Genomic DNA, 25,428 nt, shown 5'->3' with positions numbered 1-25,428 from the left:
GGGCGTCGACGGGTGATCGGGGTGGTGGGGTCGCTACCGGCCGGCTGTCGTGCCACGATCAGTGCATGGGTCAGCTTCTGCTCCTCCTGGTCGTGGCGTTGACCGTCGCGGCGGTCGTCTTCGGCGTGACGGTGCTGGTCGGTGGCCGCGATCCCGGCCTCGCTCCGACGGAAGCGGATTCGCAGGCAGTCCCGCTGCCGGGCACCCGGCCGCTGCGCGAATCCGACGTGGGCGCGGTCCGGTTCGACACCGGGTTGCGCGGCTACCGGATGTCCCAGGTCGACCAGGCGATGCGCCGTGCCGCCTACGACATCGGCTACAAGTCCGAACTGATCGGCGTGTTGGAGGCCGAGGTCATCGCGCTGCGCGAGGGCCGGACCGACGACGCGGAGGTGCTGCGCCGGGCGCGCGAGCAGGCCGCCGTCGCGTCGCCGGACGCCGCCGCCACCGAGCGGGACGCGTCACTCGCCGACGACGAGGCGACGCCGGTCGGCGTGAGCGGCTCCCCGTCAGCCACCTCCTCGGCGGCGGACGCCGACGGTGTGGCACCGGCCGCCGACGAGGCGGGCGTGCGCACCTCCGGCGACGACGAGTCGACCGATGCCGCCGAGGCCGAGGTCGAGCCGGCCGGGGGTGTCGGACCGCACGGCGCGGTGGTCCGGTCGGAGTCGGCGTGACCGGCCCGGAGGGCGTTGATGATCTTCAGGAGGCGGCCCAGCCCGGCGCCGGTGAGGTGACCGCCACGGTCATCGTGAACGCCCCGGCGCCCCTTGTCTTCGCCGCGCTGCTCGCCTGGGAACGGCAGTCGGACTGGATTCCGTTCACCCGGGTCCGGGTCGTCGAGGGCGACGGGCGCGAGGGCAGCCGGATCGAGGCGGTGACCGCGCTCGGCCGGGCGACGCTCCGCGACGAGATGCGGGTGGTCCGGGTGGACGAGCCGTACGAGATCGGCGTGGTGCACCACGGCCAGGTGCTGCGCGGCCCCGGCGTCCTGCGCTGCACCGAGCTCGGCCAGGCCCGCACCCAGGTCGTCTGGCACGAGTGGTTCCACCTGCCGGGCGGTCGGGCCGGTCGACTGGCGTGGCCGGTGCTCTGGCCCGGCTCCAAGTTCGGCCTCACCCAGGCACTGAAGAGGTTCGCGCGGCTGGTCGAGCAGGGCCGCCTGCCCTGACCGCTTGCCGCCGGTGAGTCCGGCTGTCGGTCCGATGGCCTAGCGTGTGCGACGTGAGTGACCTGGTGATCGGCGCCGACGGGCTGGCCCGCTGCGCCTGGGGGACGAGCACCCCGGACTACGCCGTCTACCACGACACGGAGTGGGGGCGGCCGCTGCACGGCGACGACGCGCTCTACGAGCGGATGACCCTGGAGGCATTCCAGTCCGGGCTGTCGTGGCTGACCATCCTGCGCAAGCGACCGGCGTTCCGGCTGGCCTTCGACGAGTTCCACATCCCCACCGTGGCCGGTTACGACGACACCGACGTGGTCCGGCTGCTCGCCGACGCCGGCATCGTCCGCAACCGGGCCAAGATCGAGGCGGCGATCGCCAACGCCCGCGCCGCCCTGGACCTGCCCGACGGACTGTCCGCGCTGCTCTGGTCGTATGCGCCGGAACGGCGGCCGGCCCGTCCCGCCTCGTTCGCCGAGCTGGCGCCGATCACCGCCGAGTCGACGGCGATGGCCAAGGCGCTCAAGAAGCGCGGCTTCCGCTTCGTCGGCCCCACCACGGCGTACGCCCTCATGCAGGCCACCGGGATGGTCGACGATCACATCGTCGGCTGTCACGTCACCCGCTGACGTACGGCGTGATGGGATGACAGGCATGACGACCGAGACCGCGTACCGGGCCGACGGGTCCGGCCACGCAGACGGGCCGGGCACCTGGGCGGTGCTGCTGCCCGCCGAACGTTACGAGGCCGAGCGGCTCGTGCACCACGACTCGCTGAGGCTGACCGGCCTGACCGAGACCGGGCGGCCGGGCCCCGGTGACCGGGTGGCCGTGCTGGCCGACGCACCGCCGCGCCTGGTGGCCCTCGGCCGGGTCAGCGCGCCGACCCAGCGTCACCGCGATGACCCGGACGATCCGCAGTCGCCGGTCGAGCCGGAGACGCTCGTCGTGACGTACACCCGGCGGGCCTTCGACGAGCCGGTGCCGGCCGACCTGCTGACCCTCGACGGGCCGGTCACCGCCCTGGACCCGGCCGCCTTCCGGGCGCTGGCCGACCAGCTCGGCCCGCCCCCGGCCCGGCGTACCTGGCTGGTCAGCCTGGACCTGCCGATCGAGGCCGGCACGCCGGCCGAGGCGGTACGCCTGTTCTGGTCGTACGTGCAGGAGCTGGGGCCGCGTGAGCTGCCCGCCTTCGTCGCGCCGTCCGGCGACGAGCTGGCCATGCAGGCGTTCGTGCTCGGCGCGGAGGCCAACCAGGACCCGGAAGAGGACGATTAGAACAACTTGTCGAGGCGTCCGCGCCAGTCGGCGAGCACCGGGCCCGGATCGGCGCCCAGCACACGTTCCAGCAGCGTGGCGTAGACGTCCCGGAAGTCGGTCGTGAATTTCAGGTCCCCGTCGTCGAGGTCGGTGAGGCTGGGCGCGTCCCCGTGCCAGCCTCCGCGCACTCCCGCGCCGAGCAGCAGCATGTCCGAGGCGGTGCCGTGGTCGGTGCCGTCGGAGGCGTTGGCCCGGACCCGCCGGCCGAACTCGGAGTAGACGGCCACCACCACCTTGCGGCCCGCCTCGGTGCGGCTCATCCGGTCGGCGAACCCGGTCAACGCCCGGTCGAGCTGGCCCAGCAGCACGGCCTGCAACTGCTTCTCGTCGGCGTGGGTGTCGAAGCCGCCCAGGGACACGGAGAAGACCCGGGTCGACACCCCGGCCTCCACGCACTGCGCGACCAGGTCGAGTTGCGCGTCGAGAGGCGTACGCGCCCCGCCCGTGGCGGTGGCCGGGGCCTGCTCGCCGTCCGGGTCCGCCGTGTCCGGGTCGCCGGAGTCGCGGACCTCGCGGATCATCTCGTCCACCGAGCGCATGTCGGCGAAGCAGGCGGCGGCACGGGCGCGGGCCGACGACTCGCCAGCCTCGGCGGCGGAGAACGCCTTCAACGTCTCCACCGACAGCCCCTTGGCGGCCTTGCGGTCGGTGACCGGCACGGCCGCGCCCGCGCTGCGCTCACCGGCCAACAGCGGCGGCAGCGCCGGCTCGAACGAGACCGCGAGCCGAGGGTCCCCGCCCGCCCGGTCCAGCCAGCGACCGAGCCAACCCGTGGTGCCCGGCCGGTCCGGTTGCGCCGTGTGCCAGATGTCCATCGAACGGAAGTGGCTGCGGTCCGGCTTCGGGTAGCCGATCCCGCGCACGATCGCCAGTCCGCCGTTGGACCACCGCTTGTGCAGGCCCTCCATCGCCGGGTTGAGGCCGAAGTCGTCGTCGAGGCGGCGCACCTCGCCGTCGGGGTAGGCCAGCTCGGGGCGGGCCGCCCGGTAGGCCGGGTCGCCGTACGGGATGACGGTGTTCAGGCCGTCGTTTCCGCCGTAGAGCGTGACCAGGACCAGCGTCTGCGACTGCGGATCGCGGTCACCGGCGGTGTCCAGCAGGTCCCGCAGGCTGTACGCGCCAGCACCGGCGGCCAGCGCACCGGCGCCGACCACCCCGCTGGTGAGCAGGAACTTACGTCGGGTCAGGGCGTCCATCTTCGCGACTCCTCCGCTCAGCTGACGGTGTACTCGGGGCTGACCAGGCCGGCGGCCAGCAGCTTGCGGGGTTCGCCGGCCAGTGGTGTGAGGGCGGCCCGGGTGCGGGCGCCCCAGCCATCGACGACCAGCAGCCGGGCGAGGGCGTCCGCCCGGCCGGCGGCGGGCGCGGCGGTCAGCCGGCCCAGCACCGCCGGGGCGGCTGCGGCGGCGAGCATCCCGGCCAGCCGCAGTCGACCCTGCAACGACGAGGTGGTCAGCCAGGCCGCGCCGGCCGGCCAGCCGCCGACGCTCGGCGGTCGCAGCGGCACCTGGTCCAGCGCGTTCAGGCCGCTCAGCAGTTGCTTGCGCTGCTGCTCGGGCAACTCCTTGGGGCGGATGCCGAACTGCCGCAGCGCGCCGACCATCCACTCCACGGGCTGTTTGACCAGGGTGCCGCGGGTCTGGGCGAAGGCCGGCGACGAGAACACCGCCCGCAGCGTGGCGACGGTGTCCGCGCCGGCCAGGCCGTCCGGCGTCGGGACGTCGGTGCCGGCGTACCGGAACCAGAGCCGTCGGGCCACGAACGTCGCCGCCGCCGGCTGGGCGGTCAGTAGTTTGGCGTACGCCTCGGCGTCGAAGCGGCCGGTCTGTCCGAGGATCGTCTTCTCCCCGGGGTCGTGTCGTTTGGCCTCGAAGCTGGCGGCTCCGGTACGGCGGTCGACCGTCCAGCCGGTCAGCGCCCGCGCGCCGGCCTTCACGTCGGCCTCGGTGTAACCGCCGATGCCGAGGGTGAACAGCTCCATCAGTTCGCGCGCCAGGTTCTCGTTCGGCGCCTTACGGGTGTTCTTCTGCCCGTCCAGCCAGATGATCAGTGCCGGGTCGCGCACCATCGCGGCGACCAAAGGCGCCAACGGCCCGCGTCCGTGCCGGCGCAGCGTCTCCAACTGGCCCAGCATCATCCGCGCCGACTTGACCTTCTGGGCGCTCGTCGCCCAGTGCCCGTGCCAGAAGAAGAGCAACTTCTCGGTGAGCCCGTCCTCGGCGGCGACCATCCGGTCAAGCCACCACAGGGTCACCTGCTGAAGCTGCTCCTTGCGCTGGGCGTTGGCCTTCTGCCGCTGCTCGCGGGTGGACTCCTTGGTCAGCGCGGCGTACGGGTCGGCGGGCAGGGCCGGCGGTGGCGTGGCCGCCGCGCCCCGGTCGGCTCGCCCGGGGGCGAGTAGGGTGTCCAGGGTCGCCGCCGCACCGGCCCGCTCGGCCGCGTCCACCTCGTCGGCGGTCGGCCCGAAGGTGGCCCGACGCAGCAGGTGCGCCACCGCTTCACGATCGCTCATGGACGTCGACGCTAGGCGGCCCGCGTACGAGGACGGTAAGGACGGGGTGCGAATCGCGTTCAGTGTCCCTCGAAGACCGGTTTCTGCTTGGCGACGAACGCGAGGGTGGCGGCCTTGTGGTCGGCGGTGGCGCCGCAGATGGCCTGGGCCTGGGCCTCGGCCGAGAGCGCGTCGGCGAGCGTGCCGGCGTCGGCGATCGAGAGCTGCCGCTTGATCGCCCCGTACGCGACGGTGGGGCCGGCGGCGAGCCGAGCGGCCAGTTCCTGTGCGGCCGGCAGCACCTGCTCGTCGTCGTCCTCCAGTCGGGTGAGCAGCCCCAGCCGACAGGCCTCCTCGGCGCGGACCGGTTCGGCCAGCATCAGCAGCTCCACCGCCTTGGCGTGGCCGACCAGCCGGGGCAGGGTCCAGGAGGCGCCGGTGTCGGCGGCCAGGCCGACCTTGGCGAAAGCCATCAGGAAGCTGGTGCTCGGCCCGCCGATGCGGATGTCGGCCAGGAAGGCCAGCGACGCGCCCGCCCCGGCGGCCATGCCGCGTACCGCGGCCACGACCGGCTTGGGCAGGTTGGCCAGCCGGGCGGCGATCGGGTTGTAGTGCACCCGGACGGTGCCCAGCGGGTCGTTCGAGCCGTTCTCGAGCGTCGAGACGTGCTCGCGCAGGTCCTGGCCGGCGCTGAACGACCCGCCCGCCCCGGCCAGCACGACCGCCCGGCACGACCGGTCCGTCTCCAGCTCCGCCAGGGTGTCCCGCAGCGCCTCCTTCAACGCGACGTCGAGCGCGTTCATCGCCTGCGGCCGGTTCAGCGTGAGGGTGACGACGGCGTCGGTCCGGTCGACGAGCAACGGCTCGGTCACGTGTCTAACGCCCCTTCTGTCGAACGATGCGGTTGCCGGCGTCGAGGCACTGTTCGACGTACCGGTCGGCGGCCGGACGCAGGCGGGCCGCGTGCCGGTCGAAGAAGCTGGCCGCGGCGGTGCCGGGCCAGCGCTCGGGCAGCAGCGCCGGGGGCAGCTGCGGGTCCCGGAACAGGAAGGTACGCCACGCGTGCACGAGCCGGAACCGGACCGCGTACGCCTCCTCGTCGCTGCTGCGCACGGTGACCGCGCTCAGGAGCGAGCGCTGGTCGGCGACGAACCGCTCGTACGCCCGGCCGATCTCGGCCAGGTCCCACGCGCGGCGGACGACGCCCATCGCGCCGGGGGTGCCGGAGAAGTGTGCGGCCGTGAACCGCTCGAACCGGATGCCGGCCTCGGCCAGCAGCAGGTCGACGTCCTCGCCGGGCCGGGTCGCCACCCACGTCTGTTCGTCGAGGGTGCCGTACCCGAGGAAGCTGAGGGTGGCGGCGAGTCGCTGCCGGTCCCGCCGGGAGCCCGGCGCGTCGAGTACGAGCAGATCGAACCGGCCGTCCCAGGTGACCCGGCCGGTTCGGTAGATCCGGGCCGCCGCCTCGTCGAGTCGTCGAGCGGCTTTTGGTGTGATCGAATATCCCGGTCCGGAGGCCAGCCGGAGCGGGTCGAGCCAGCCTTGACGCACCATCCGGGACACGGCGGTGCGAACGGCGGGCGGCGCGATTCCCAACGGCGCCAGTAGCTTGACCAGGGCGGCGACCGGTGCGCGGCCACCCCTCGGCCGGAGGTGGTCGCCGTACAGGTCGAAGAGTGCCGACCGTGCCTGCATGACCGCACATTGTGACAGGCCTTCTCAAGATAAGCTAGATGCTGTTACATCAATGCTGCTCCGGTTTGGGTCCGGCGGTGTTCATCAGGGAAAATCGTCTGTCGACACCCCCGCGAGCGTTGCGGGTGGTCGTGACGAAGTGGCTGTGGGGCAACCCACCGACCCTGGTGTAGGTCTGAGGGGAGACAACATGGCGGCGATGAAGCCGCGGACGGGCGACGGTCCGCTGGAGGTCACCAAGGAGGGTCGGGGCATCGTCATGCGGGTCCCGCTGGAGGGCGGTGGCCGGCTCGTCGTCGAGATGACTCCCGACGAGGCCAACGCGCTCGGTGACGCGTTGAAGGCAGCCGCCGGCTGAGTGAGGGACGACCCGGACGGCGTACGCCGGTCGGAGCGTTTCTTGGACCCTGAGCCACCGGGATCGCCGGTGGCTCAGGGTCTTCATATCTGTGCACGGGCAGTGGCCCGATCCACTCTGTGGAAATTCCTGGAGGTGCGGTTCCGCGTGCTCGCCATCCGTCCGCTCGCCGAGCCCGAACGGCTCGACGTCCTCGTCCTGCCCGTGCGTCCCATCGACCCGGCGGCGGGAGGTGACGCTTCGGCGGAGCTGGTGCCCGCTGCCGTGACGCCGCCGGACGGCACCACCGAGGAGGCGGCCGCGCTGGTGCCGGCCGCACGACTGAGCGGGCGGGCCGGCGAGATCACCACCCAGCTGCGTCCCGGTCTCAGCCCTGGTCGGCTGGTGCTGCTCGGTGTCGGCGACGGCGGAGAATCCTCCTGGCGGGCCGCTGGCGCCGTCCTGGCCCGCTCTGCGGTAGATGAGACGCACATCACTATCGCGCTGCCGGCTGAGGTGCCCCCGGCCGTGATTCGCGGGCTGACCGAGGGGTTGCTGCTCGCCTCGTACCGGTTCCGGCTGACCGACGCCGACGGGCCGCCCGCGCTCGGTAGCGTCGATCTGCTGGTCGCCGACCCCGCGGCCCACGAGGACACCATCGCCACCGCGCGGACCACCGCGGCGATGACCCGCTTCGCGCGCGACCTGACCAACACCCCCTCCTCGGTGAAGACCCCACAGTGGTTCGCCGACCAGGTGACCACTGCCGCCGCCGACCTGCCGGGCCTGCGCCTGACGGTCCGTGGCCCGGCCGAGCTGGCCGCCGAGGGCTTCGGCGGGATCCTCGCCGTGGGCGGTGGCTCGGCCAGCGGTCCACGTCTGCTGGAGATGGAGTGGCATCCCGCGGACGCGCGTACCCACGTGGTGCTGATCGGCAAGGGGATCACCTTCGACACCGGCGGCATCTCGATCAAGCCGGTGCCCGCGATGAAGCTGATGCGCAAGGACATGGCCGGTGCCGCGGCGGTCGTCGCCGCCACCCTCGGCGCGGCGGCGCTGCGCCTGCCGGTGCGCGTCACCACCCTGACCCCGCTCGCCGAGAACATGGTCAGCGGCTCGGCGTTCCGTCCGGGCGACGTCATCCGGCACTACGGCGGTACGACCAGCGAGACGACCAACTCCGACGCCGAGGGCCGTCTCGTCCTCGCCGACGCGCTGACCTACGCGGTACGGCAGCTCAGGCCCGACCTGATCGTCGACCTCGCCACCCTCACCGGCGCCAACGCCGTTGCGCTGGGCAAGCGGACCGCCGCCCTCTACAGCGAGAACGACGACCTCGCGGCCGACGTGCTGGCGGCGGTCGAGGCGGCCGGCGAGGCGGCCTGGCGGATGCCGTTGCACAGCGACTACGTCGAGTACCTGGGCAGCGAGATCGCCGACCTCTACAGTGCGCCGACCCAGGGTGCCGGCTCGGTGACGGCCGCGCTCTACCTGCGGGAGTTCACCGGCGACCTCCGGGACCGCTGGCTGCACCTGGACATGTCCGCCCCGTCCTGGGCGGACGGCGACCAGGCGGAGTTGAGCCGCGGCGCGACGGGCTGGGGCGTCCGCTCGCTGCTGCGCTGGCTGGCCGCCGTCGACTGACCGTCAGCGACGTATGGCGGCGGGCACCCGTCAGCACTTCACGGCGGCGAGGACCCCGTGCCCGACCGGGAGCAGCGCGGGAATCCAGTGCTCCGACTCCCGCAGTGCCTTGAGCGTTTCGCGGACCGTCACCGTCTCCGCGTCCCGGGCGGCCGGGTCGGCGATCCGGCCGCCGGCCAGCATCCCGTTGAGCGCGAGCACGCCACCCGGACGCAGCAACCGCAGCGCCGCTTCCACGAAGGCGTGGAACCCGGTCGCCTCGGCATCGACGAAGACGAGGTCGTACGCCCCGTCGGCGAGCCGGGGCAGCACGTCCAGCGCTCGGCCGGTGATGATGCGCGTACGGCCGGCGGGGAAGCCCGCCTCGGTGAAGATCCGGCGGGCGATCCGCTGGTGCTCCACCTCCAGGTCGATAGTGGTGAGCACGCCGTCGACACGCATGCCGCGCAGCAGCCAGACACCGCTCACGCCCGTGCCGGTGCCGATCTCCACGACCGCGCGGGCGTTGCCGGCAGCGGCCAGCAGCCGCAGCGCCGCCCCCGCTCCGGGGGTGACCGCGTCGAGGCCCACCTCGTGGGCCAGGCTGCGGGCGGTGCGGAGCACGAGATCCTCGGTCACGTACGACTCGGCGAACTGCTGAGCCTGCGTCGTCGAACTGCCGGAACCGGCGACCGTGGCGATGGGGCACCTCCGGGCGGCGCGTGGTGCGGGGGGCGGGTTGGCACTGTGAGCGTAGAGGCGACCGGCGCGGGGCGCAGCCGCGCCTCCGTCCCTCCACGATCACCAGAGGCAACCGCTGACTCCACCGCGCGCATCCGTGCAATCCTGGAAGCGGTATTCCGTCAGCCTCGACCGCGCCGAACCGTGGCCGGGCGACGCCGTACGGAATCCGGGGGACGGACTGGGAGGCACCGACGTGACCGACGGCTGGGAATGGCGCCGGGACGGTGAGACTCCGGCTCCGGCGCGCCCGCCGGAGGCAGGAGCCCCGTCGGCGGGTCCGCCGGCCGCGCCGGGGAGCGGCACCGCGCCGGTGCCCTCGGCGGGCGACACCGTGGCCGGGCCGTCGCCCGCGCCCACCGGGCCGTACGCTGGCGCGCCCCGGCCGACCGCGATTGGGTCCGCCGCAGCCGACGCGTCGCCGTGGTGGTCCGACGCGCTCGGCGATCCGTGGCGTGACCCGGCGGCTCCCGCTGCGGTGGTGGTGCCACAGGTGGTGGCCGCCGGCACCGAGCCCGAGCCGGTCACCGACCCGGACGCGCCGGGCCGGCCGACGTTGCGGCACCTCCTGCTCATTCCGGTGATCACCGCCCTGCTGGCGGGCACCCTCGGCGGCGCGTTGGGCTACGCGTTCGCGGTGCGGGGCGGCGCGGCCGGCACGGTGCTCGGGGCGCAGGCCGCCGAGCCGCCGGCGCTGGCCCAGCGCAGGCCCGAGTCGCTGGCCGGGGTCGCCGAACGCGTCCTGCCCAGCGTGGTCACCATCCGCGTCAGCAGCCTCGGCGGGATCAGCGAGGGCTCGGGGTTCATCGCCAGCGCGGACGGGCACGTCATCACCAACGACCACGTGGTGGCCAACAGCAGCGGCAAGGCATCGGTGGTCTTCAACGACGGCAGCTCCGCTCCGGCGACAGTCGTGGGCCAGGATCCGGAGTCCGACATCGCGGTGATCAAGGTGAACCGGACGGGGTTGCGCCCGGTGGAGTTCGGCGATTCCGACGCGCTGGCCGTCGGTGACCCGGTCCTCGCGGTGGGCTCACCGCTGTCCTTGGCCAACACGGTCACCGCCGGCATCGTGAGCGCACTGGACCGGACGATGCAGGCCGGTGAGCCGGGCGGTCCGGTGCGCTACTACGCGGCGATCCAGACCGACGCCGCCGTCAACCACGGCAACTCGGGCGGCCCGCTCGTCGACGGCGCCGGGCGGGTCGTCGGCGTCAACTCCACGATCAAGTCGTTGGTGGCCGAGGGGCAGGAGGCCGGCAACATCGGGCTCGCCTTCGCCATCCCGATCAACCAGGCCAAGCGGGTGACCCAGGAGATCATCGGCACCGGCAAGGCCCGGCGTACGGTCATCGGCGCCCAGGTCGGTGGCCCGGGCGCGGGTGCCGGCGGCGGCGTACGACTGGCTGCCGTGGAGCCGTCCGGCCCGGCGGCCGGAGCCGGGCTCAAGGTCGGGGACGTGATCCTGAAGCTCGACGGTCGACCGACGACCGAACCGACCGACCTGATCGCGCTGGTCCGCAAGTTCGCCCCGGGGTCGGTGGTGACCGTCGAGTTCCGGCGGGGCAGCGCGCGCCGGAACACGTCGGTGACGCTCGCGGCGGATGCGAAGTGAACAGCGGGTCACCCCCTGCCGGAAAGCCGCCCGACGTGCGTAGTCTTGCTGCTGACGCCGAGAGGAGGCCCGCGGGATGCTCGACAACCTGAACTGGTGGGAAATCGGGGCGCTGCTGCTCCTGGCGCTGTTGATCTTCGGTGACCGGCTGCCTGCCGTGATCAACGACGGCCTGCGGCTGGTGCGCAACCTGCGCAACATGGCCCGCAACGCCACCGGCGACCTCAGTCGCGAGCTGGGCACCGACATCCAGCTCGAAGATCTGCATCCGAAGGCCTTCATCCGCAAGCACCTCCTCAGCGAGGAGGACGAGGCGGCGATCCGCAAGCCGTTGCAGGGCGTCTACGACAACCTGCGCGCGGACGTCAACGGCGTGCACAACGACCTGAAGGACGTGGCCAACGCCGCTGACCTGCGGTCGAACGGGACGCGATCCAGCACGGCCACCGGCACGCCCTCGACGCCGGCGCCTCGGGTCAGCTACGACGACGCCACCTGACCGACCCGCCTCCGGGGCCCGCGCTTTCCTTGATCAACTCGGTTTCGGAAAGTCGGCCCGTCAACGGCGCGGGATGCCCCGATTTCCAGAAACCCGAGTTGACCATGGCGGCCGACGGGCTGACATGTTCCGGGTGGTCAGCGACCGGCGGGCTTGAGACCGAGCGGCTTGCCGAGCAGTGATTCGCGGCGCAGGGCGAGCCGGTCGGCGACCGTGCCGAGCGCCTGAGCGGCCGGGGAATCCGGCTCGGCCAGCACGATCGGGTTGCCGGCGTCGCCGGCCTCGCGGACCCGGGTGTCCAGTGGGATCTGACCGAGCAGCGGCACCTGCGCGCCGATGGTCCGGCTCAGCGACTCGGCCACCGCCTCACCACCGCCAGCGCCGAAGATCTCCATCCGGGAGCCGTCCGGCAGCTCCAGCCAGGACATGTTCTCGATGACGCCGACCACCCGCTGGTGGGTCTGCAGGGCGATCGCCCCGGCCCGTTCCGCGACCTCGGCGGCGGCGGTCTGCGGGGTGGTGACGATCAGGATCTCCGAGTTGGGCAGCAACTGGGCCAGCGAGATGGCCACGTCACCGGTGCCCGGCGGCAGGTCGAGCAGGAGCACGTCCAGGTCGCCCCAGTAGACGTCGGCCAGGAACTGCTGCAATGCCCGGTGCAACATCGGGCCGCGCCACACGACTGCGGCGTTGCCGGACGTGAACATGCCAATGGAGATCACCTTCACGCCGTGCGACTGCGGCGGCATGATCATGTCTTCGACCCGGGTGGGCCGCGCCTCCGTGCCGAGCATCCGGGGCACCGAGTGGCCGTAGATGTCGGCGTCGACGACCCCGACGGAGAGCCCACGGGCGGCGAGCGCCGCCGCCAGGTTGACGGTGACGCTGGACTTGCCGACGCCACCCTTGCCGCTGGCCACCGCGTACACGCGGGTGCGCGAGCCGGGCTGGGCGAACGGGATGACGGGCTCCTCGGTGGCGCCGCCGCCGCGCAGCTGCGACTGCAACGACTGCCGCTGCTCGGGGGTCATCACCCCGAAGTCGATCTCAACGCCGGTGACTCCGGGTACCGAGGCGACGGCGGCGGTGATGTCCGTACGCAGCTTGTCCTTCAGCGGGCAGCCGGCGACGGTGAGCAGCAGCTCGACGCGGACCACACCGCTGGCACCGATCGTGGCGGAGCGGACCATGCCCAGCTCGGTGATGGGCCGGCGGATCTCCGGGTCGTTGACGGTGGCCAGGGCGGCCTGGATCGCGTCCTCGACGGTGCTCACGGGTGCTGACATGCCCGCAATGCTACGTCGCGGGGCATCCGTTGCCGCCGCTGCCTGGGGCGGTGTGAGCCAATCGATGACCCGTCGGTCAGCCCTCCGACCGGCGCGGGCCGGTGCCGTCCGGACGGGCGTTGCGGGTGAAGTCGCCGTCCAGGTCGTCGCGGGGTTCGTCCAGGCCGACGCCGTCGGTCGGCCGCTGGCCACGTCGCTCCTGCCGGTTGTCCTTCTCCTGCTGCCGGCGCTCCAGGCGTTGCCGGCGCTGCCCCGCCTCGTCCAGCTCCTCGGCCAGGCGGGTCAGCTCGGAGCGGAGGAAGTCACGCGTGGCCAACTCGCCGAGCGCGATCCGCAGCGCGGCGATCTCCCGTGCCAGGTACTCGGTGTCCGCCTTCTGGGCCGTGGCGCGCCGCCGGTCCTCCTCCAACGCCAACCGATCCCGGTCGGCCTGCCGGTTCTGGGCCAGCAGGATCAGCGGCGCAGCGTAGCTGGCCTGCAACGACAGCACCAGCGTGAGGAACGTGAAGGTGTACGGGTCGAAGCGCAGGTTGGCCGGTGCGAGGGTGTTCCAGCCGAACCAGATCGCGATCACCACCGTCATGACGACGATGAAGTTCGCGGTGCCCATGCCCCGGGCGATGCCCTCCGACCAGCGGCCGAACGCCTCCGCGTCGAACCGGGGGAGTGTGATGCCCCGGGGCTCGCGGGGCTGGTCGAGTCGTTCCGTCCGCCGCTGCTCAGCCACCGTCGCCGTCCATCACCGAGTCGGAGGCGCCCGGCGCGCCCACGGCGTCGCGGTCGCGCCAGTCCCGCGGCAGCGAGTGGTCCAGGACGTCGTCGACCGTGACGGCGCCGACCAGCCGGCTGTTGCGGTCGATCACCGGCATGGCGACCAGGTCGTAGGTGGCCATACGGCGGGTGATCTCCGGCAGTGGTGTGGTGGGACGCAGCGGGTCGATGTCGTTGACCACCACCTTGCCGAGCAGGTCGGCAGGCGGTTCGCGCAGCAACGCCTGGAAGTGCACCATGCCCAGGTAGCGGCCGGTCGGGGTGTTCTGCGGCGCCCGGGTCACGAAGACCTGCGCGGCGACGGCGGGTGACAGTTGCGGCTCCCGGATGCGCGCCAGCGCCTCGGCGACGGTGGCGTCCGGCGGCAGGATGACCGGCTCCGAGGTCATCACGCTGCCCGCCGTTCCCGGCGTGTACTTGAGCAGTTGGCGTACCGGGTCCGCCTCGTCGGGCTCCATCAGGTCCAGCAGGACGTCCTGCTCCGGCGGGGGCAGCTCGTTGAGCAGGTCCGCGGCGTCGTCCGGGTCCATCTCCTCCAGTACGTCGGCGGCCCGTTCGCGGTCCAGTGCGGCGAGGATCTCGACCTGGTCGTGCTCCGGCAGCTCGCTGAGCACGTCGGCCAGCCGCTCGTCGTTCAACGCCGCCGCGACCTCGTTTCGCCGCGCGTCGGGCAGGTCCTGTAGAGCGTTGGCCAGGTCGGCCGGGCGCATGTCCTCCAGGACGGCGAGCAGGTTCGCCGTACCCCGGTTGTCGGCGATGCCGCTGAGCCCGCGCACCCGGTCCCACTCCACCTGGTGCAGGTGGCCGCGGCGGGTGAGCCGGCTGGTCTGCTCGCGGACCGCGACCCGGCTCAGCGACCACTCGCCGCCGCGGGCGCATTCCATGGCGACATCCACCACCGAGCCGGGTTGGCCGCCCGGGTCGAGCTGTACGCGCCGGTCCAGCAGCTCCTGGAGCACCAACAGCTCGTTCGGGCGCTTCTCGAAGCGCCGCAGGTTGAGCGTCCCGGAGCCGAGCACCACCGCGTCCGCGTCGATGGACGTGATGCGGTTGATGGACAGGAAGATCCGCCGACGCATCGGCATCTCGGCGACCAGACCCACCACCTCGGGCGGACGTGCGGTGGCCCGCAGCCGTGCCACGGCGTCACGGACCCGTCCCACCTGGTCACCGTTCGGATCGAAGACGGCGACTCCGGCGAGGCGGGCGATGTAGACCCGGGTCGGCGTACTCACGGGCACCAGCCTAAGCGCCTAGTGTTTATCAACATGTCGACCTTGGCCTACGAGATCGTGGACGTCTTCACCGACCGCCCGTTCGCCGGCAACCCGCTGGCCGTGGTGTTCGGCGCGGAGGCGCTGGCCACCGAGCAGATGCAGGCGCTCGCGCTGGAGTTCAACCTCTCCGAGACGGTGTTCGTGCTGCCACCGACGCAGGTCGGCGCCACTTACCGGGCCCGCATCTTCACGCCGGTCGAGGAGCTTCCGTTCGCCGGGCACCCGAGCGTCGGCGCGGCGGTCACCGCGAGTCGGCGCGGGATGTTCGGTGTGGGGCAGGTCACCCAGGAGTGCGGGGCGGGCGTACTCCCGATCGAGGTGACGGCCTCCGGGGCGACGCTCACCGGAGGCCTTCCCACCCTCGGCCCCGAGTTGGACCCGGAGCTGCTGCTGGAGATCGCCGGGCTGGGCGCGGAGGACCTCGACCGTGACGGGCCGGCGCCCCGGGTGGCCGGCTGCGGGCTGGAGTTTCCGTACCTGCTGGTCCACCCGGACGCGGTGGCCCGGGCACGGGTGAACCCGGCGGCAGCGGAACGGTTGGGGGTGGCGCACGTCAGCGTCTTCTCCTGGGACGCCGCCACGCAAACCGCGCATGCCCGGGTCTTCGTGCCGGGGATCGGCGTCCCGGAGGATCCGGCGACCGGTTCGGCGGCGCTCGGGCTGGGCGTCTGGCTGGTGGCCAGCGGGCTGCTGCCGGCGGAGGGGATGTCGCGCTATTCGGTGCGCCAGGGCGCGGAGATGGGCCGGCCATCCGCGCTGGCCTGCACGGTGACCGCGGCGAACGGAGTGGCGGTCGGCGCGACAGTCGCCGGTCAGGTGATGCCGGTGGCCCGGGGCGAGATCGCCGTGCCGCCGTTCGTGGGCTGAACGACGCCGCCGATGCGGGAGGATGCGGGTGTGACGGACGAGGATGCCACCGGTGGCACGCCGCTGGTCGACGAGGCGATGAAGAAGGCCGCCGTGGCCTGGGTCAGCGTGTCCGGTGGGCCGGCGCTCGCGCTCTGGTGCGCGCCGTTGGAGGGGGCGCTCCTCGTGGTGAGCGGGCCAGGTGAGCAGGCGGCGCCGGGCCTCGCCGACGCCACCGAGGCGCAGGTCTCCCTGCGCGGCGACCACGGCGGTCGGATCGTCACCTGGCCGGCCCGGGTGACCCGGCTGGCACCGGGCACCGAGGCGTGGGACACCGCCGCGCCGCTGGTGGCGGGCAAGCGCCTGAACGCCCCCGGCCCGAGCGCCGACCTGGTGGCCCGCTGGGCCGCCGAGGGTTGCGCCCTGAACCGCCTCGCCCCGGCCGGCGCGGCCCTGACCGGCTCCGACCTACCGTCCGATGCGCAGGCCGAGACGCCGCGGGAGACCCCGGCGGTGCGCGCCACCCGCAAGCCGTTCCGTCTGCACCGGGTCCGCCGCCGCTGATCGGCGCGTCACCCCGCCCGGCCGCCGACCCTCACTACCTCGGTGTCGACCAGGTCGAGCACCTCACGCAGGGTGCCGAGCGTGGTGCCGCGCCACTGGCGGTCGGCGTTGAAGACCATGTGTTCGGCCAGATCGGGCGCGGCCAGCCGAACCGCGGTCATGCCGGCCTGTTCGGCACCGGTCAACTCCTGGCTGCCGCCGTCACCGACGTACAGGCAGGCGTCGGGCGCGAGCCCGAGCCGACGGCACGCGGTCAGGTAGAGCGCCGCGTCCGGCTTGCAACGCCCGACCTGTACGGAGAAGACCCGCACGTCGAGCAGCGGCGCGACGGGGAGCTGCGGCAGGAAGGCCGGCAGTTCGTGCGTACAGTCGCTGATCACGCCGGTGCGGACGCCGCGCTCGCGCAGGGCCGCGAGCACGGGCACCGCGTCGGCGCGCAACCGGGTGTCCGCGCGGATCGCGCGGTGCCGGGACACCACCGCCGCCTGCAGGGCACGGTCTGTCGGGTGTACGCCCGCCTGTGCGCACACCCACCGCATCGTCGTCGCCGCGTCGCCGCGTCGGCCGGAGGCGCGCTCGTAGTAGGTGCGGTTCAGCACCTCGCTCAGGGTCTCGCTGGGGCAGCCGAGCAGTTCGGCGGTGTCGAGGTGCGCGGCGCCACGCTGCACCGAACTGGTCAGCGTGCCGAAGAAGTCGAACAGCACCGCCCGGTAGTTGGGCATGGGGGAACGCCTCCGGGCGGTCGTGGTCACCGGCATGACCGCGTGATGGTAACGGAGTGCTGACCCTCCGTGTCGTCCGTCATGCGTGTGAGGATTAGTCCTCGTGTCTCCACCCTCCGACCGTCCGTCCCTGGACCCGCTGACCACCGGCGCGGTCGGCCTGGCCGTCGTCGCCGTGTCGTCGTCCGGGCCGTTGATCGCGTACGCCGCCGCTCCCGCGCTGGCCATCGCGTTCTGGCGCAACCTGCTCGCGGTCGCCCTCCTGAGCCCCTTCTCCCTGGCGCGACGCCGGGCCGAGTTCCGTCGGCTGACCGTCGGCGTCGGCCGGCGCGAAGGCCTGTTCTGCGTCCTGTCCGGGGTTGCGCTGGCCGCGCACTTCGCCACCTGGGTGCCGAGTGCGCAGCTCACCTCGGTCGCCGCGGCCACCGCCCTGGGAGCCACCCAGCCCATCTGGCAGGGGCTGATCGCCCGCGCCCAGGGACGACGGCTGCCCCTGGTCGTCTGGATCGGCGTCGCGGTGGCGGCCGGTGGCGCGGTGATCGCCACCGGAGCGGACGTGGGCGTGTCCGGCAGGGCCGTCGCCGGCGACCTGTTGGCGGTGACCGGCGGCATCTTCGCGGCCGTCTACACCGCCTTCGGTGAGCGGGCCCGCGCGAGCATCAGCACCACCACCTACACGACCATCTGCTACGGCATCTGCGCAGCGATCCTGCTGGTGGTCTGCCTCCTCGGTGGCGTACGACTCGTCGGCTTCGACCCGCGCACCTGGCTGGCGATCCTGGCCCTGGTGGCGGGCGCCCAACTGCTCGGGCACTCGATGTTCAACTACGCCCTGCACAAGATCTCGGCGACCACGGTGAGCGTGCTCATCCTGCTGGAGGTGCCTGGCGCGGCGCTGCTCGGTTGGGCCTGGCTGCACCAGGTGCCCCGCCAGTACGCGCTGGTGGGGATGGCCTTGTTGCTCGTCGGAGTGGCGGTGGTGGTGCTGGGCGGCGCTCGCGCGGGCCGCCGCGCCACGCCGCCTACCCCGCTGCCCGCCGACGCCGCTCCACTGGAGAGCTGATGATCGCTTCAGACGTCGTGCGCCTCGATGACGCGGGTGGTCGGGGCGGCGTCGCCGAGTTCGGCGCGCAGCGCGGCCCGCTCCGGGTCGACGAGGAACGACTCGTAGCCGCTGCGGGCCGCGAACGTGATCACGTGTACCTCGCTGCGCCCGTCGGTGCCGCGCAGCCGCCGTTCCAGCCGGCCGCCGTGCCGGTCGAGCAGGGCCAGCACGGCGTCCTCGTAACCTTGTCCGACGGCCTCGGCCCGGGCGGCGTACTCGACGATCGCGACAAGCGTCAGCATGGCGGCCACGCTATCCGTCGATGCCGACGGCGGTGGCGCTGGCGTCCCAGAGCCGGGCCGCGAGCCGTGGGTCCGCCGCCTTGCGGTACGGCCGACGCGGCCGGCGGTTGTAGTAGTAGCCACCGTCGACGAGCCGGGCCGGGTCCTGGTTCGCCAGCCAGACGAGTGTCTCGGCGCCCTTCGCGGGGCTGCGGAACGGCATGAACCGCATGCCGAAGGCGACCAGTCGGCTGTCGTTGGCGAACCGGGTCCGCACCACTCCCGGGTGGAAGCTGTACGCCCGGACGCCCGGCCAGCGCCGGGTCGCCTCGGCCGCGAACAGGATGTTGGCCTGCTTGCTGGTGCCGTACGCGCCCATCGGACGGTAAGCGCGCAGCGGCCTGTTGAGGTCGTCGGGATCGAGCACGCCGAAGCGGTGCGCCCCCGAGGCGGTCACCACCGTCCGGCCTACCCGGTCGGCGAGCAGGTTGGTGAGCAGGAACGGGGCCAGGTGGTTGGCCTGGATCGACAGCTCGAAACCGTCGACGGTGGTCAGCGGTTGGAACGCGATGGCCCCGGCGTTGTTGGCCAGCACGTCGATCCGGTCGTACGCGTCACGCAGCCGCCCGGCCAGTCCGCGTACGTCGTCGAGCACCGCGAAGTCGGCCCGGAACAGCTCCGGACGTTCGCCGGAGATGTCCCGTACGCGGTCCGCCGCGGCCTGCAGGCGGGCCGGGTCGCGCCCGACGAGCACCACCTGGTCACCACGACAGGCGAAGGCCACCGCGGCGGCCAACCCGATGCCGGAGCTGGCACCTGTCACCACCACCAGTCGACGCCCAGTGAGATCTTCCACAGGTCCATTCACCGCGGTCATGGCGCGAGGTTACCGTGACGTCACCACGCCCTTTGGGATCGTTAAGTTTTCTCGGAGTCAGGTGGCTCGGCGTGTCCGCCGGTCGCTGGAAGGAGCGCATCCATGGCCGCAGTCGGTCGTCCCCGCCGGTCGTGCCTGGCCGTGCCGGGTTCCAGTGTCAAGATGCTCGGCAAGGCGCAGGGGCTCCCCGCCGACCAGGTCTTCCTCGACCTGGAGGACGCCGTCGCGCCGCTGGCCAAGCCGGACGCGCGCAAGAACATCGTGGCCGCCCTCAACGACGGTGACTGGGTCGGCAAGACCCGGGTCGTACGCGTCAACGACCTGACCACCCCGTGGACGTACCGGGACGTCATCGAGGTGGTCGAGGGCGCCGGCGCGAACCTGGACTGCATCATGTTGCCGAAGGTGCAGAACGCCGCCCAGGTGCAGTGGCTGGACCTGACGCTCACCCAGATCGAGAAGACGATCGGCCTGGAGGTCGGTCGGATCGGCATCGAGGCGCAGATCGAGAACGCGGCCGGTCTGGTCGACGTGGACGCCATCGCGGCCGCCTCGCCCCGGGTCGAGACCATCATCTTCGGTCCGGCCGACTTCATGGCGTCGATCAACATGAGGTCGCTGGTGGTCGGCGGGCTGATCCCGGACTATCCCGGCGACCCGTACCACTACATCCTCATGCGGATCCTGATGGCCGCCCGGATGCACGACAAGCAGGCCATCGACGGCCCGTTCCTACAGATCCGCGACGTCGACGCGTTCCGCGAGGTGGCGAAGCGTTCGGCGGCGCTGGGCTTCGACGGCAAGTGGGTGCTGCACCCGGGCCAGATCGACGCCGCAAACGAGGTCTACCAGCCGGCGCAGGCCGACTACGACCACGCCGAGTTGATCCTCGACGCGTACGAGCACTACACCTCGGAGGCCGGCGGCAAGCTGGGCGCGGTGATGCTCGGCGACGAGATGATCGACGAGGCGTCCCGCAAGATGGCGTTGGTGATCGCTGCCAAGGGCCGCGCCGCGGGCATGAGCCGTACCTCGTCGTTCACCCCACCGGCGGAGTGAGTGGCCGGGCCGGGGCGACCGCCGCCGGCTGTCGACCCGGTCCCGCATCCGGCGGTACGACCACCAACTCGCCGTCTCAGTAGTTGCTGCTGCCGCCGCTCTCGCCCGTCGTTACCGCGAAGATGATCACAGCGGCGTACGCGGCGATCGCCAGCACCATCAGCGCGGTGACGATCCAACCGACGATGATGCCGGCCTTCGCCATCCCCTCGCCGTCCTCGCCGCTGGCCCGGATCTGCTTCTGCGCGACGTGACCGAGGATCGCCCCGATCGGCGCGGTGATGCCGCAGGACGTGAGACCGACCAGGGCCAGCACCAGCGACGCGATGGCCAGGCCGTTGGTCTTGCGCGGGGCCGGGTAGCCGTAACCGGGGTACTGCGGCGGGTAACCCGCCGGGGCGTAACCGGGCGCGGGGTAACCGGGCGGGGCGTAACCGGGCGTCGGCTGACCGGGTGCGAACGTCGCACCCGCGTACGGGTCCACCGGCGCGTACGGGTCCACGGGGCCGGGCTGGGCCGGTACCGCCTGACCGGCCACCAGGGTCGGGTCCGGGGGTGTGCTCGACGGCGGAGCCGACCAGGTGGGGTCGTTCCAGTCGCCGGGGGGCGGGGGATTGGTCATGCGTGATCTCCGTCGGCTCGGGTGCGCCGCCAGAGTAGCCAGGAGTGACCAAACCCGACGCCCCCGCTCCCGGGTGCCGCATTGCCCGGGCCGGTCGTAACGGGCAGGATCGCTGGCATGGCAACTGACGCGCGTGCCGGGGACCGTTCCGGCAGCCGACCGCGACGGGACGTGAGCCGCCCGGGTGTCGCCCGACGCGGTCGGGTGGCCCCGTCGACCGGTGCGACCGGCACCGACGAGCCGGTCGCGCTCGCGGACCCGGTGACCATGCGGCTCGACGGTCGGGTCGCCCTGGTGACGGGGGCGGGCAGCGTGGACGGCATCGGGTACGCGACCGCCCGTCGGCTCGCCGACCTGGGCGCGCGGGTGGCCATCGTGTCGACCACCCGGCGCATCCACGAGCGGGCCGGTGAGCTGGGCGTGACCGGGTTCGTCGCGGACCTGACGGACGAGTCCGAGGTCGGTGCGCTTGCCGACGCGGTGGCCGAGCAGTTGGGCGACGTCGAGGTGCTGGTCAACAACGCCGGTCTGGCGAGTCGGGCGAGTCAGGGGGTCCTGCGCCCGGTCGCGCAGTTGAGCTACGACGAGTGGCGCGGCGAGATCGACCGCAACCTGTCCACCGCGTTCCTGTGCAGCCGCGCGTTCATCGGCGGGATGGCCGAGCGGGGCTGGGGGCGGATCGTCAACCTGGCGGCCACCGCCGGACCGGTCAACGCCCTGCCCACCGAGGCCGCGTACGCCGCGGCGAAGGCCGGTGTCGTCGGGCTGACCCGCGCGCTGGCCATGGAGATGATCGCCGACGGCGTGACCGTGAACGCGGTCGCGCCGGGCACCATCTACACGGCGGCGTCCACGATGGCCGAGATCAAGCAGGGCCTGGGTACGCCGGTCGGTCGACCGGGCACCCCGGACGAGGTCGCCGCCGCCATCAGCTTCCTCTGCTCTCCGGCGGCGTCGTACATCACCGGTCAGATGCTCGTGGTGGACGGCGGCAACAGCGTCCGTGAGGCCCGGTTCCGCTGATCAGTAGCCGCGACTGTCGCTGTTGCCGAGGACGACGAGCGCCAGCCAGCCGCAGCAGGCCAGCAGGGTCAGCGCGGTGAACACGTAACCGAGGATCAGGCCCCAGGTGGCGAGCTGGTCACCGTCCTCGCCGCTGGTGCGGATCTGCCGCTTGGCCAGGTGGCCGAGGACGGCGCCGGCCGGGGGGAACACGAAGGCGAACACCAGCGAGAGGATCGCCAGGATGTTGGTGGGCCGGCCGGGCCCGCGCTGCGGCGGGCCGTACTGACCGTAGGGGCCCTGCGGAGGGTACGGCGGCTGTTGGCTCCAGTGCGCGGGCTGGTGCGGTCCCTGCTGCTCGTAGGGTGACGGGTCGTCGGCGGGCGGTCCGTACGGCGAGCGTTCCGGCGGTCCGAAGGACGACTGGTCCGGCGGCGGCGCGTACGGTGACTGGCCGGCCGGCGGCGGCGCGTACGGCGACTGGTCCCGGGGCGGCTCGTACGGCGACGGCGGCGATTCGTCCCCCGGCGGGCCCGACGGCGGCGGGTGGCTCACGACTGTCCTCCTCCTGCCGTGCCGGAAAAGTCCCTCTTGCCGGACGCTACCCGCAGCGGTGAACCTTTTCACAGCGGTTGTGTGGACTGGTCACCTTGGCCTGGTCGGCCGGGCGGCCGATACTGACCGAGCGTTCAGTTACCTATGAGTAGTGCGCTGATCCCCGGAGGCTGAGATGGCCCGACTCGCCCAGACGCCCGGCCTCACCGATGTGCAGCGGTCGATCCTGGAGACCGTCCGGGAGTTCGCCGACAAGGAGATCATCCCGCACGCCCAGCGGCTCGAGCACGCCGACGAGTACCCCACCGACATCCTCGACGGCATGCGCGAGATGGGGCTGTTCGGTCTCACCATCGACGAGGAGTACGGCGGCCTCGGCGAATCGCTGCTCACCTACGCCCTCGTGGTGGAGCAGTTGTCCCGAGGCTGGATGTCGGTCTCCGGGATCGTCAACACCCACTTCATCGTGGCGTACCTGATCTCCCAGCACGGCTCCGCCGAGCAGAAGGCCCGCCTGCTGCCGAAGATGGCCACCGGCGAGGTGCGCGGCGCGTTCTCGATGTCAGAACCGGAGACCGGCTCCGACGTCTCGGCGATCAAGTCCAGGGCGGTCCGGGAGGGCGACACCTATGTCCTCAACGGGCAGAAGATGTGGCTGACCAACGGGGCGTACTCATCGGTGGTCGCCACCCTGGTCAAGACCGACACCGGCGCCGAGTCCGTCTACGGCAACATGAGCACGTTCCTGCTGGAGAAGGAGCCGGGCTTCGGCGAGACCGCCCCGGGCCTCACCATCCCCAGCCGGATCGAGAAGATGGGCTACAAGGGCGTCGAGACCACCGAGATGGTGCTCGACGGCGTGGCCGTGCCCGACACCGCGATCCTCGGCGGCGCCGACCAGGTCGGCCGCGGCTTCTACCAGATGATGGACGGCATCGAGGTCGGCCGGGTCAACGTGGCCGCCCGCGCCTGCGGCATCTCCCTGCGCGCCTTCGAACTGGCGGTCAGCTACGCCCAGCAGCGCAAGACCTTCGGCCAGCCGCTCGCCAAGCACCAGGCGATCGCCTTCAAGCTCGCCGAGATGGGCACGAAGATCGAGGCCGCGCACGCCCTCATGGTCAACGCCGCCCGACTCAAGGACGCCGGCCAGCGCAACGACGTCGAGGCCGGAATGGCCAAGCTGCTCGCCTCGGAATACTGTGCCGAGGTCGTCCAGGAGGCGTTCCGCATCCACGGCGGCTACGGCTACTCCAAGGAGTACGAGATCGAGCGGCTGATGCGCGAGGCCCCGTTCCTGCTCATCGGCGAAGGCACCTCGGAGATCCAAAAAACCATCATCAGCCGAGGCCTCCTCAAGGAGTACAAGCTCTGACCCCAGCCGAATCCCCGCGATCTTGCAGTTGCTGTGGCGACACAGTGTGCATAGCGGGGCAGAACGTCGACCGAAAGTGCAAGATCGCGGGGGAGAGTGGGTCAGGGGAGGCGGGTCAGGTCTCCGGCGGCGCGTTCGACGATGAGGCAGCGGTCCTCGACGTACTCCATGCCGGCCTCCTCGGCGATCCGCCGCGCCTCGGCCGAGACGATGCCCAGTTGCAGCCAGACCGCCGGCGCTCCGATCGCCGCCGCGTCCCGGACCACCTGCACGGCGTCAGCGGCCGGCCGGAACACGTCCACCAGGTCGACCGGGTGCGGGATGTCCGCCAGCGTCGCGTACGCCCGCTCGCCGAAGAGTTCGTCGACGGTCGGGTTGACCGGGATGATGCGCCAGCCGTACCGCTGCATCTGCAACGGAACGCGGTGTGCGGCCTTCAACGGGTCGCGGGACGCGCCAACGACGGCGATCACGGCGGAGTCGGCGAGGATCTGCTGAGCGGTACGCACCCGCCGACTGTAGCGCCGCCCCGCCCGCCGCCGGCAGGCGAGGATCACCCGCGCCGAAGGGCCCGACTGGCCGCCCCCAGCAGCCAGTCGGGCCCGGCCCGCGCTTCGCGCGGAGCGAAGCAGACCGGTTACGCCGTGGGTTGCCGTTCCCCGGAACCCAGGGAGCGGCAACCCACGGCGGTCAGTCGGTCGTCGGGCTGGGGACCTGCCCGGGTCCAGCGGGAAGGGTGAACGGCGAGTCGCCCTTGGTGGACTTGCTCCCGGCCTTCTCGTAGCCGGCGGGCGGCGTCAGACCGAAGTGGCTCAGGTTCTGCTCCGAGCGGGGCAGCCACTCGAAGGTGCTGACCTCTGACCTGTCGGTCACCTTGCCGCTCTTGTCGGCGACCGTCTTGTAGGGCAGGAACGAGGTCGAGTCCACCCACAGGTCCGCGGTGTAGGCCGCTTTTCCCGCCTTCAACCGCAGGTGCACGGTGTCGTGCCCGTCCACCTTCTCCTGGCCCACGATCTCCAAGCTCCCCCGGGCGAGCCAGGCCCGGATGCTCCCCGGGTCGTTCGGAACGAAGACCGTGCTGGTTGCCATGTCCGCCGAGTCGACGAACTGGGAGTACGTCCGTTCGAGGTGATTGATCTGGGTGCCACGGAATTTCCCGTCGGCGACGACCGTCACCAGCGTCGAGTCCGGGCTGCCGTCGCCCTGGAAGATGTCGACCCGGCGGCGTCTGGTCTGCTTGTCCTCCCAGGAGTCGATCGAGCCGCCCTTGTAGGCGTCGTGCACCTTCACGACGTAGTCCTCCGCCGCACCCAGCGCGGCCTGGGTCTGCATGCTGACGTAGGCGACGTCGCGTAACTGCGACGGGCGCGAGGCGTCGGTCGAGCTGGCGGAGGCCCCGCCCGTCTGCCCGGTCCGCTGGTCGGCCGTGCCGAGCGCGACACCGCCCGCGGCAAGACCGGCCAGGGCGAAGGCGGTCGCGGTCGCGATCGAGAACGCGACCAGGAACGTCTCGGCAACCAGATCCTCGGCGAGCTGCCGCCCGACCCGGCGGGCGCTGAAGTTGTACAGCCACCCGCCGTACCGCTCGAACAGCTCTCCGAACAGTTCAGGCGCTCCCGTTACCAACAGCGCGTCGGAGCGCTCGGTCACAGTCATGTCCCGA

At 72.2% G+C, this 25,428-nt stretch carries 29 protein-coding genes; 14 read left to right on the top strand and 15 right to left on the bottom strand.

The features are described from left to right. Positions 1-65 precede the first annotated feature (65 nt). Genes ACGFH9_RS21410 through ACGFH9_RS21395 form a run of 4 tightly spaced genes read left to right on the top strand, consistent with a single transcriptional unit; the run spans position 66 to position 2,443 of the window. Complete coding sequence (locus ACGFH9_RS21410; RefSeq protein ID WP_393221952.1) at positions 66-677, top strand: DivIVA domain-containing protein; 612 nt, start codon at positions 66-68, stop codon at positions 675-677. Next, on the top strand, positions 674-1,171 hold the full coding sequence (locus tag ACGFH9_RS21405; RefSeq protein WP_393221949.1) for an SRPBCC family protein: 498 nt from the start codon (positions 674-676) through the stop codon (positions 1,169-1,171). The genes ACGFH9_RS21410 and ACGFH9_RS21405 overlap by 4 nt, the downstream gene beginning before the upstream one ends. 53 nt (positions 1,172-1,224) lie before the next feature. Then, the gene (locus ACGFH9_RS21400) at positions 1,225-1,794 is read left to right on the top strand and encodes a DNA-3-methyladenine glycosylase I (protein WP_393221947.1); all 570 of its coding nucleotides are present in this window, start codon (positions 1,225-1,227) and stop codon (positions 1,792-1,794) included. A 25-nt stretch (positions 1,795-1,819) separates the two neighbouring features. Next, a complete protein-coding gene (locus ACGFH9_RS21395) occupies positions 1,820-2,443 on the top strand; it encodes a hypothetical protein (RefSeq protein ID WP_393221944.1) in 624 nt (207 codons plus the stop codon). Here ACGFH9_RS21395 and ACGFH9_RS21390 read toward each other — a convergent pair. From ACGFH9_RS21390 to ACGFH9_RS21375, 4 genes are read right to left on the bottom strand one after another with little or no spacing between them, the layout of a single operon-like run. Beyond that, positions 2,440-3,681, bottom strand: a complete 1,242-nt coding sequence (locus tag ACGFH9_RS21390) for a DUF1501 domain-containing protein (RefSeq protein ID WP_355619327.1) — start codon at positions 3,679-3,681, stop codon at positions 2,440-2,442. The genes ACGFH9_RS21395 and ACGFH9_RS21390 overlap by 4 nt on opposite strands. Before the next feature lie 17 nt (positions 3,682-3,698). Next, entirely contained in the window at positions 3,699-4,997 is a 1,299-nt protein-coding gene (locus ACGFH9_RS21385) for a DUF1800 family protein (RefSeq protein ID WP_393221941.1), read from the bottom strand. Positions 4,998-5,056: 59 nt separating this feature from the next. Beyond that, on the bottom strand, positions 5,057-5,848 hold the full coding sequence (locus ACGFH9_RS21380; protein ID WP_393221938.1) for an enoyl-CoA hydratase/isomerase family protein: 792 nt from the start codon (positions 5,846-5,848) through the stop codon (positions 5,057-5,059). A gap of 4 nt (positions 5,849-5,852) precedes the next feature. Then, a complete protein-coding gene (locus ACGFH9_RS21375) occupies positions 5,853-6,671 on the bottom strand; it encodes a PaaX family transcriptional regulator C-terminal domain-containing protein (protein ID WP_393221936.1) in 819 nt (272 codons plus the stop codon). A gap of 190 nt (positions 6,672-6,861) precedes the next feature. Between ACGFH9_RS21375 and ACGFH9_RS21370 the strand changes: the two genes are divergently transcribed. Both ACGFH9_RS21370 and ACGFH9_RS21365 read left to right on the top strand, forming a co-directional pair. After that, positions 6,862-7,029, top strand: coding sequence for a DUF3117 domain-containing protein (locus ACGFH9_RS21370; RefSeq protein WP_007455245.1), 168 nt, complete (start codon positions 6,862-6,864; stop codon positions 7,027-7,029). A 147-nt stretch (positions 7,030-7,176) separates the two neighbouring features. Further along, on the top strand, positions 7,177-8,652 hold the full coding sequence (locus ACGFH9_RS21365; protein WP_393222005.1) for a leucyl aminopeptidase family protein: 1,476 nt from the start codon (positions 7,177-7,179) through the stop codon (positions 8,650-8,652). Positions 8,653-8,682: 30 nt separating this feature from the next. Here the strand turns inward: ACGFH9_RS21365 and ACGFH9_RS21360 are convergent, their stop codons facing one another. Next, positions 8,683-9,270, bottom strand: a complete 588-nt coding sequence (locus ACGFH9_RS21360; RefSeq protein WP_393221931.1) for an O-methyltransferase — start codon at positions 9,268-9,270, stop codon at positions 8,683-8,685. 298 nt (positions 9,271-9,568) lie between these two features. On the opposite strand from ACGFH9_RS21360, the gene ACGFH9_RS21355 reads away from it, so the two are divergent. Next, a complete protein-coding gene (locus ACGFH9_RS21355) occupies positions 9,569-10,987 on the top strand; it encodes a S1C family serine protease (protein ID WP_393221928.1) in 1,419 nt (472 codons plus the stop codon). Between the two features lie 76 nt (positions 10,988-11,063). Continuing rightward, entirely contained in the window at positions 11,064-11,486 is a 423-nt protein-coding gene (locus ACGFH9_RS21350; RefSeq protein ID WP_393221925.1) for a preprotein translocase subunit TatB, read from the top strand. A gap of 137 nt (positions 11,487-11,623) precedes the next feature. On the opposite strand, the gene ACGFH9_RS21345 is transcribed toward ACGFH9_RS21350, so the two are convergent. The 3 genes from ACGFH9_RS21345 to ACGFH9_RS21335 all read right to left on the bottom strand — a co-directional run bounded on the left by ACGFH9_RS21345 (position 11,624) and on the right by ACGFH9_RS21335 (position 14,778). Further along, complete coding sequence (locus tag ACGFH9_RS21345) at positions 11,624-12,772, bottom strand: Mrp/NBP35 family ATP-binding protein (RefSeq protein WP_393221923.1); 1,149 nt, start codon at positions 12,770-12,772, stop codon at positions 11,624-11,626. 76 nt (positions 12,773-12,848) lie between these two features. Then, complete coding sequence (locus tag ACGFH9_RS21340; protein ID WP_393221920.1) at positions 12,849-13,499, bottom strand: DUF1003 domain-containing protein; 651 nt, start codon at positions 13,497-13,499, stop codon at positions 12,849-12,851. Next, a complete protein-coding gene (locus ACGFH9_RS21335; protein WP_393221917.1) occupies positions 13,492-14,778 on the bottom strand; it encodes a magnesium transporter MgtE N-terminal domain-containing protein in 1,287 nt (428 codons plus the stop codon). The genes ACGFH9_RS21340 and ACGFH9_RS21335 overlap by 8 nt, the downstream gene beginning before the upstream one ends. Positions 14,779-14,811: 33 nt before the next feature. Here ACGFH9_RS21335 and ACGFH9_RS21330 point away from each other — a divergent pair, with 33 nt between their 5' ends. Both ACGFH9_RS21330 and ACGFH9_RS21325 read left to right on the top strand, forming a co-directional pair. Then, positions 14,812-15,687 (top strand): PhzF family phenazine biosynthesis protein, encoded by an 876-nt coding sequence (locus ACGFH9_RS21330; protein WP_393221914.1) that lies wholly within the window; start codon positions 14,812-14,814, stop codon positions 15,685-15,687. Between the two features lie 12 nt (positions 15,688-15,699). After that, positions 15,700-16,230 carry a hypothetical protein gene (locus ACGFH9_RS21325; RefSeq protein ID WP_355244434.1) on the top strand — a complete coding sequence of 177 codons (531 nt, stop codon included), beginning with the start codon at positions 15,700-15,702 and terminating at the stop codon, positions 16,228-16,230. Positions 16,231-16,238: 8 nt separating this feature from the next. On the opposite strand, the gene ACGFH9_RS21320 is transcribed toward ACGFH9_RS21325, so the two are convergent. Further along, complete coding sequence (locus ACGFH9_RS21320; RefSeq protein ID WP_393222002.1) at positions 16,239-16,952, bottom strand: HAD family hydrolase; 714 nt, start codon at positions 16,950-16,952, stop codon at positions 16,239-16,241. Positions 16,953-17,055: 103 nt separating this feature from the next. On the opposite strand from ACGFH9_RS21320, the gene ACGFH9_RS21315 reads away from it, so the two are divergent. Then, positions 17,056-18,015 carry a DMT family transporter gene (locus tag ACGFH9_RS21315; RefSeq protein ID WP_393221911.1) on the top strand — a complete coding sequence of 320 codons (960 nt, stop codon included), beginning with the start codon at positions 17,056-17,058 and terminating at the stop codon, positions 18,013-18,015. Between the two features lie 8 nt (positions 18,016-18,023). On the opposite strand, the gene ACGFH9_RS21310 is transcribed toward ACGFH9_RS21315, so the two are convergent. Further along, a complete protein-coding gene (locus tag ACGFH9_RS21310) occupies positions 18,024-18,299 on the bottom strand; it encodes a hypothetical protein (RefSeq protein WP_393221908.1) in 276 nt (91 codons plus the stop codon). 10 nt (positions 18,300-18,309) lie between these two features. Then, positions 18,310-19,134 carry an SDR family NAD(P)-dependent oxidoreductase gene (locus ACGFH9_RS21305; protein WP_393222000.1) on the bottom strand — a complete coding sequence of 275 codons (825 nt, stop codon included), beginning with the start codon at positions 19,132-19,134 and terminating at the stop codon, positions 18,310-18,312. Between the two features lie 123 nt (positions 19,135-19,257). Between ACGFH9_RS21305 and ACGFH9_RS21300 the strand changes: the two genes are divergently transcribed. Beyond that, positions 19,258-20,214 (top strand): HpcH/HpaI aldolase/citrate lyase family protein, encoded by a 957-nt coding sequence (locus ACGFH9_RS21300; RefSeq protein WP_393221906.1) that lies wholly within the window; start codon positions 19,258-19,260, stop codon positions 20,212-20,214. A 76-nt stretch (positions 20,215-20,290) separates the two neighbouring features. Here ACGFH9_RS21300 and ACGFH9_RS21295 read toward each other — a convergent pair whose 3' ends face one another. Further along, on the bottom strand, positions 20,291-20,836 hold the full coding sequence (locus ACGFH9_RS21295) for a DUF4190 domain-containing protein (RefSeq protein WP_393221903.1): 546 nt from the start codon (positions 20,834-20,836) through the stop codon (positions 20,291-20,293). A gap of 117 nt (positions 20,837-20,953) precedes the next feature. Between ACGFH9_RS21295 and ACGFH9_RS21290 the strand changes: the two genes are divergently transcribed. Further along, positions 20,954-21,859: an SDR family NAD(P)-dependent oxidoreductase gene (locus ACGFH9_RS21290; RefSeq protein ID WP_393221900.1), complete on the top strand. Its 906-nt coding sequence runs from the start codon at positions 20,954-20,956 to the stop codon at positions 21,857-21,859. Here the strand turns inward: ACGFH9_RS21290 and ACGFH9_RS21285 are convergent, their stop codons facing one another. Continuing rightward, a complete protein-coding gene (locus tag ACGFH9_RS21285) occupies positions 21,860-22,393 on the bottom strand; it encodes a DUF4190 domain-containing protein (RefSeq protein ID WP_393221897.1) in 534 nt (177 codons plus the stop codon). Between the two features lie 175 nt (positions 22,394-22,568). Here ACGFH9_RS21285 and ACGFH9_RS21280 point away from each other — a divergent pair, with 175 nt between their 5' ends. Beyond that, entirely contained in the window at positions 22,569-23,765 is a 1,197-nt protein-coding gene (locus ACGFH9_RS21280; protein ID WP_393221894.1) for an acyl-CoA dehydrogenase family protein, read from the top strand. Between the two features lie 101 nt (positions 23,766-23,866). Here the strand turns inward: ACGFH9_RS21280 and ACGFH9_RS21275 are convergent, their stop codons facing one another. After that, positions 23,867-24,274 (bottom strand): CoA-binding protein, encoded by a 408-nt coding sequence (locus tag ACGFH9_RS21275; RefSeq protein ID WP_393221891.1) that lies wholly within the window; start codon positions 24,272-24,274, stop codon positions 23,867-23,869. Positions 24,275-24,455: 181 nt separating this feature from the next. Continuing rightward, a complete protein-coding gene (locus ACGFH9_RS21270; protein WP_393221888.1) occupies positions 24,456-25,421 on the bottom strand; it encodes a DUF2092 domain-containing protein in 966 nt (321 codons plus the stop codon). Positions 25,422-25,428: the final 7 nt, after the last annotated feature.

This window comes from Micromonospora sp. NPDC049102, from assembly GCF_043197485.1.
Classification (GTDB): Bacteria; Actinomycetota; Actinomycetes; order Mycobacteriales; family Micromonosporaceae; genus Micromonospora.
Note: the sequence above shows the minus strand (reverse complement) of the source record. Positions and strands in the feature narration are given on the sequence as shown.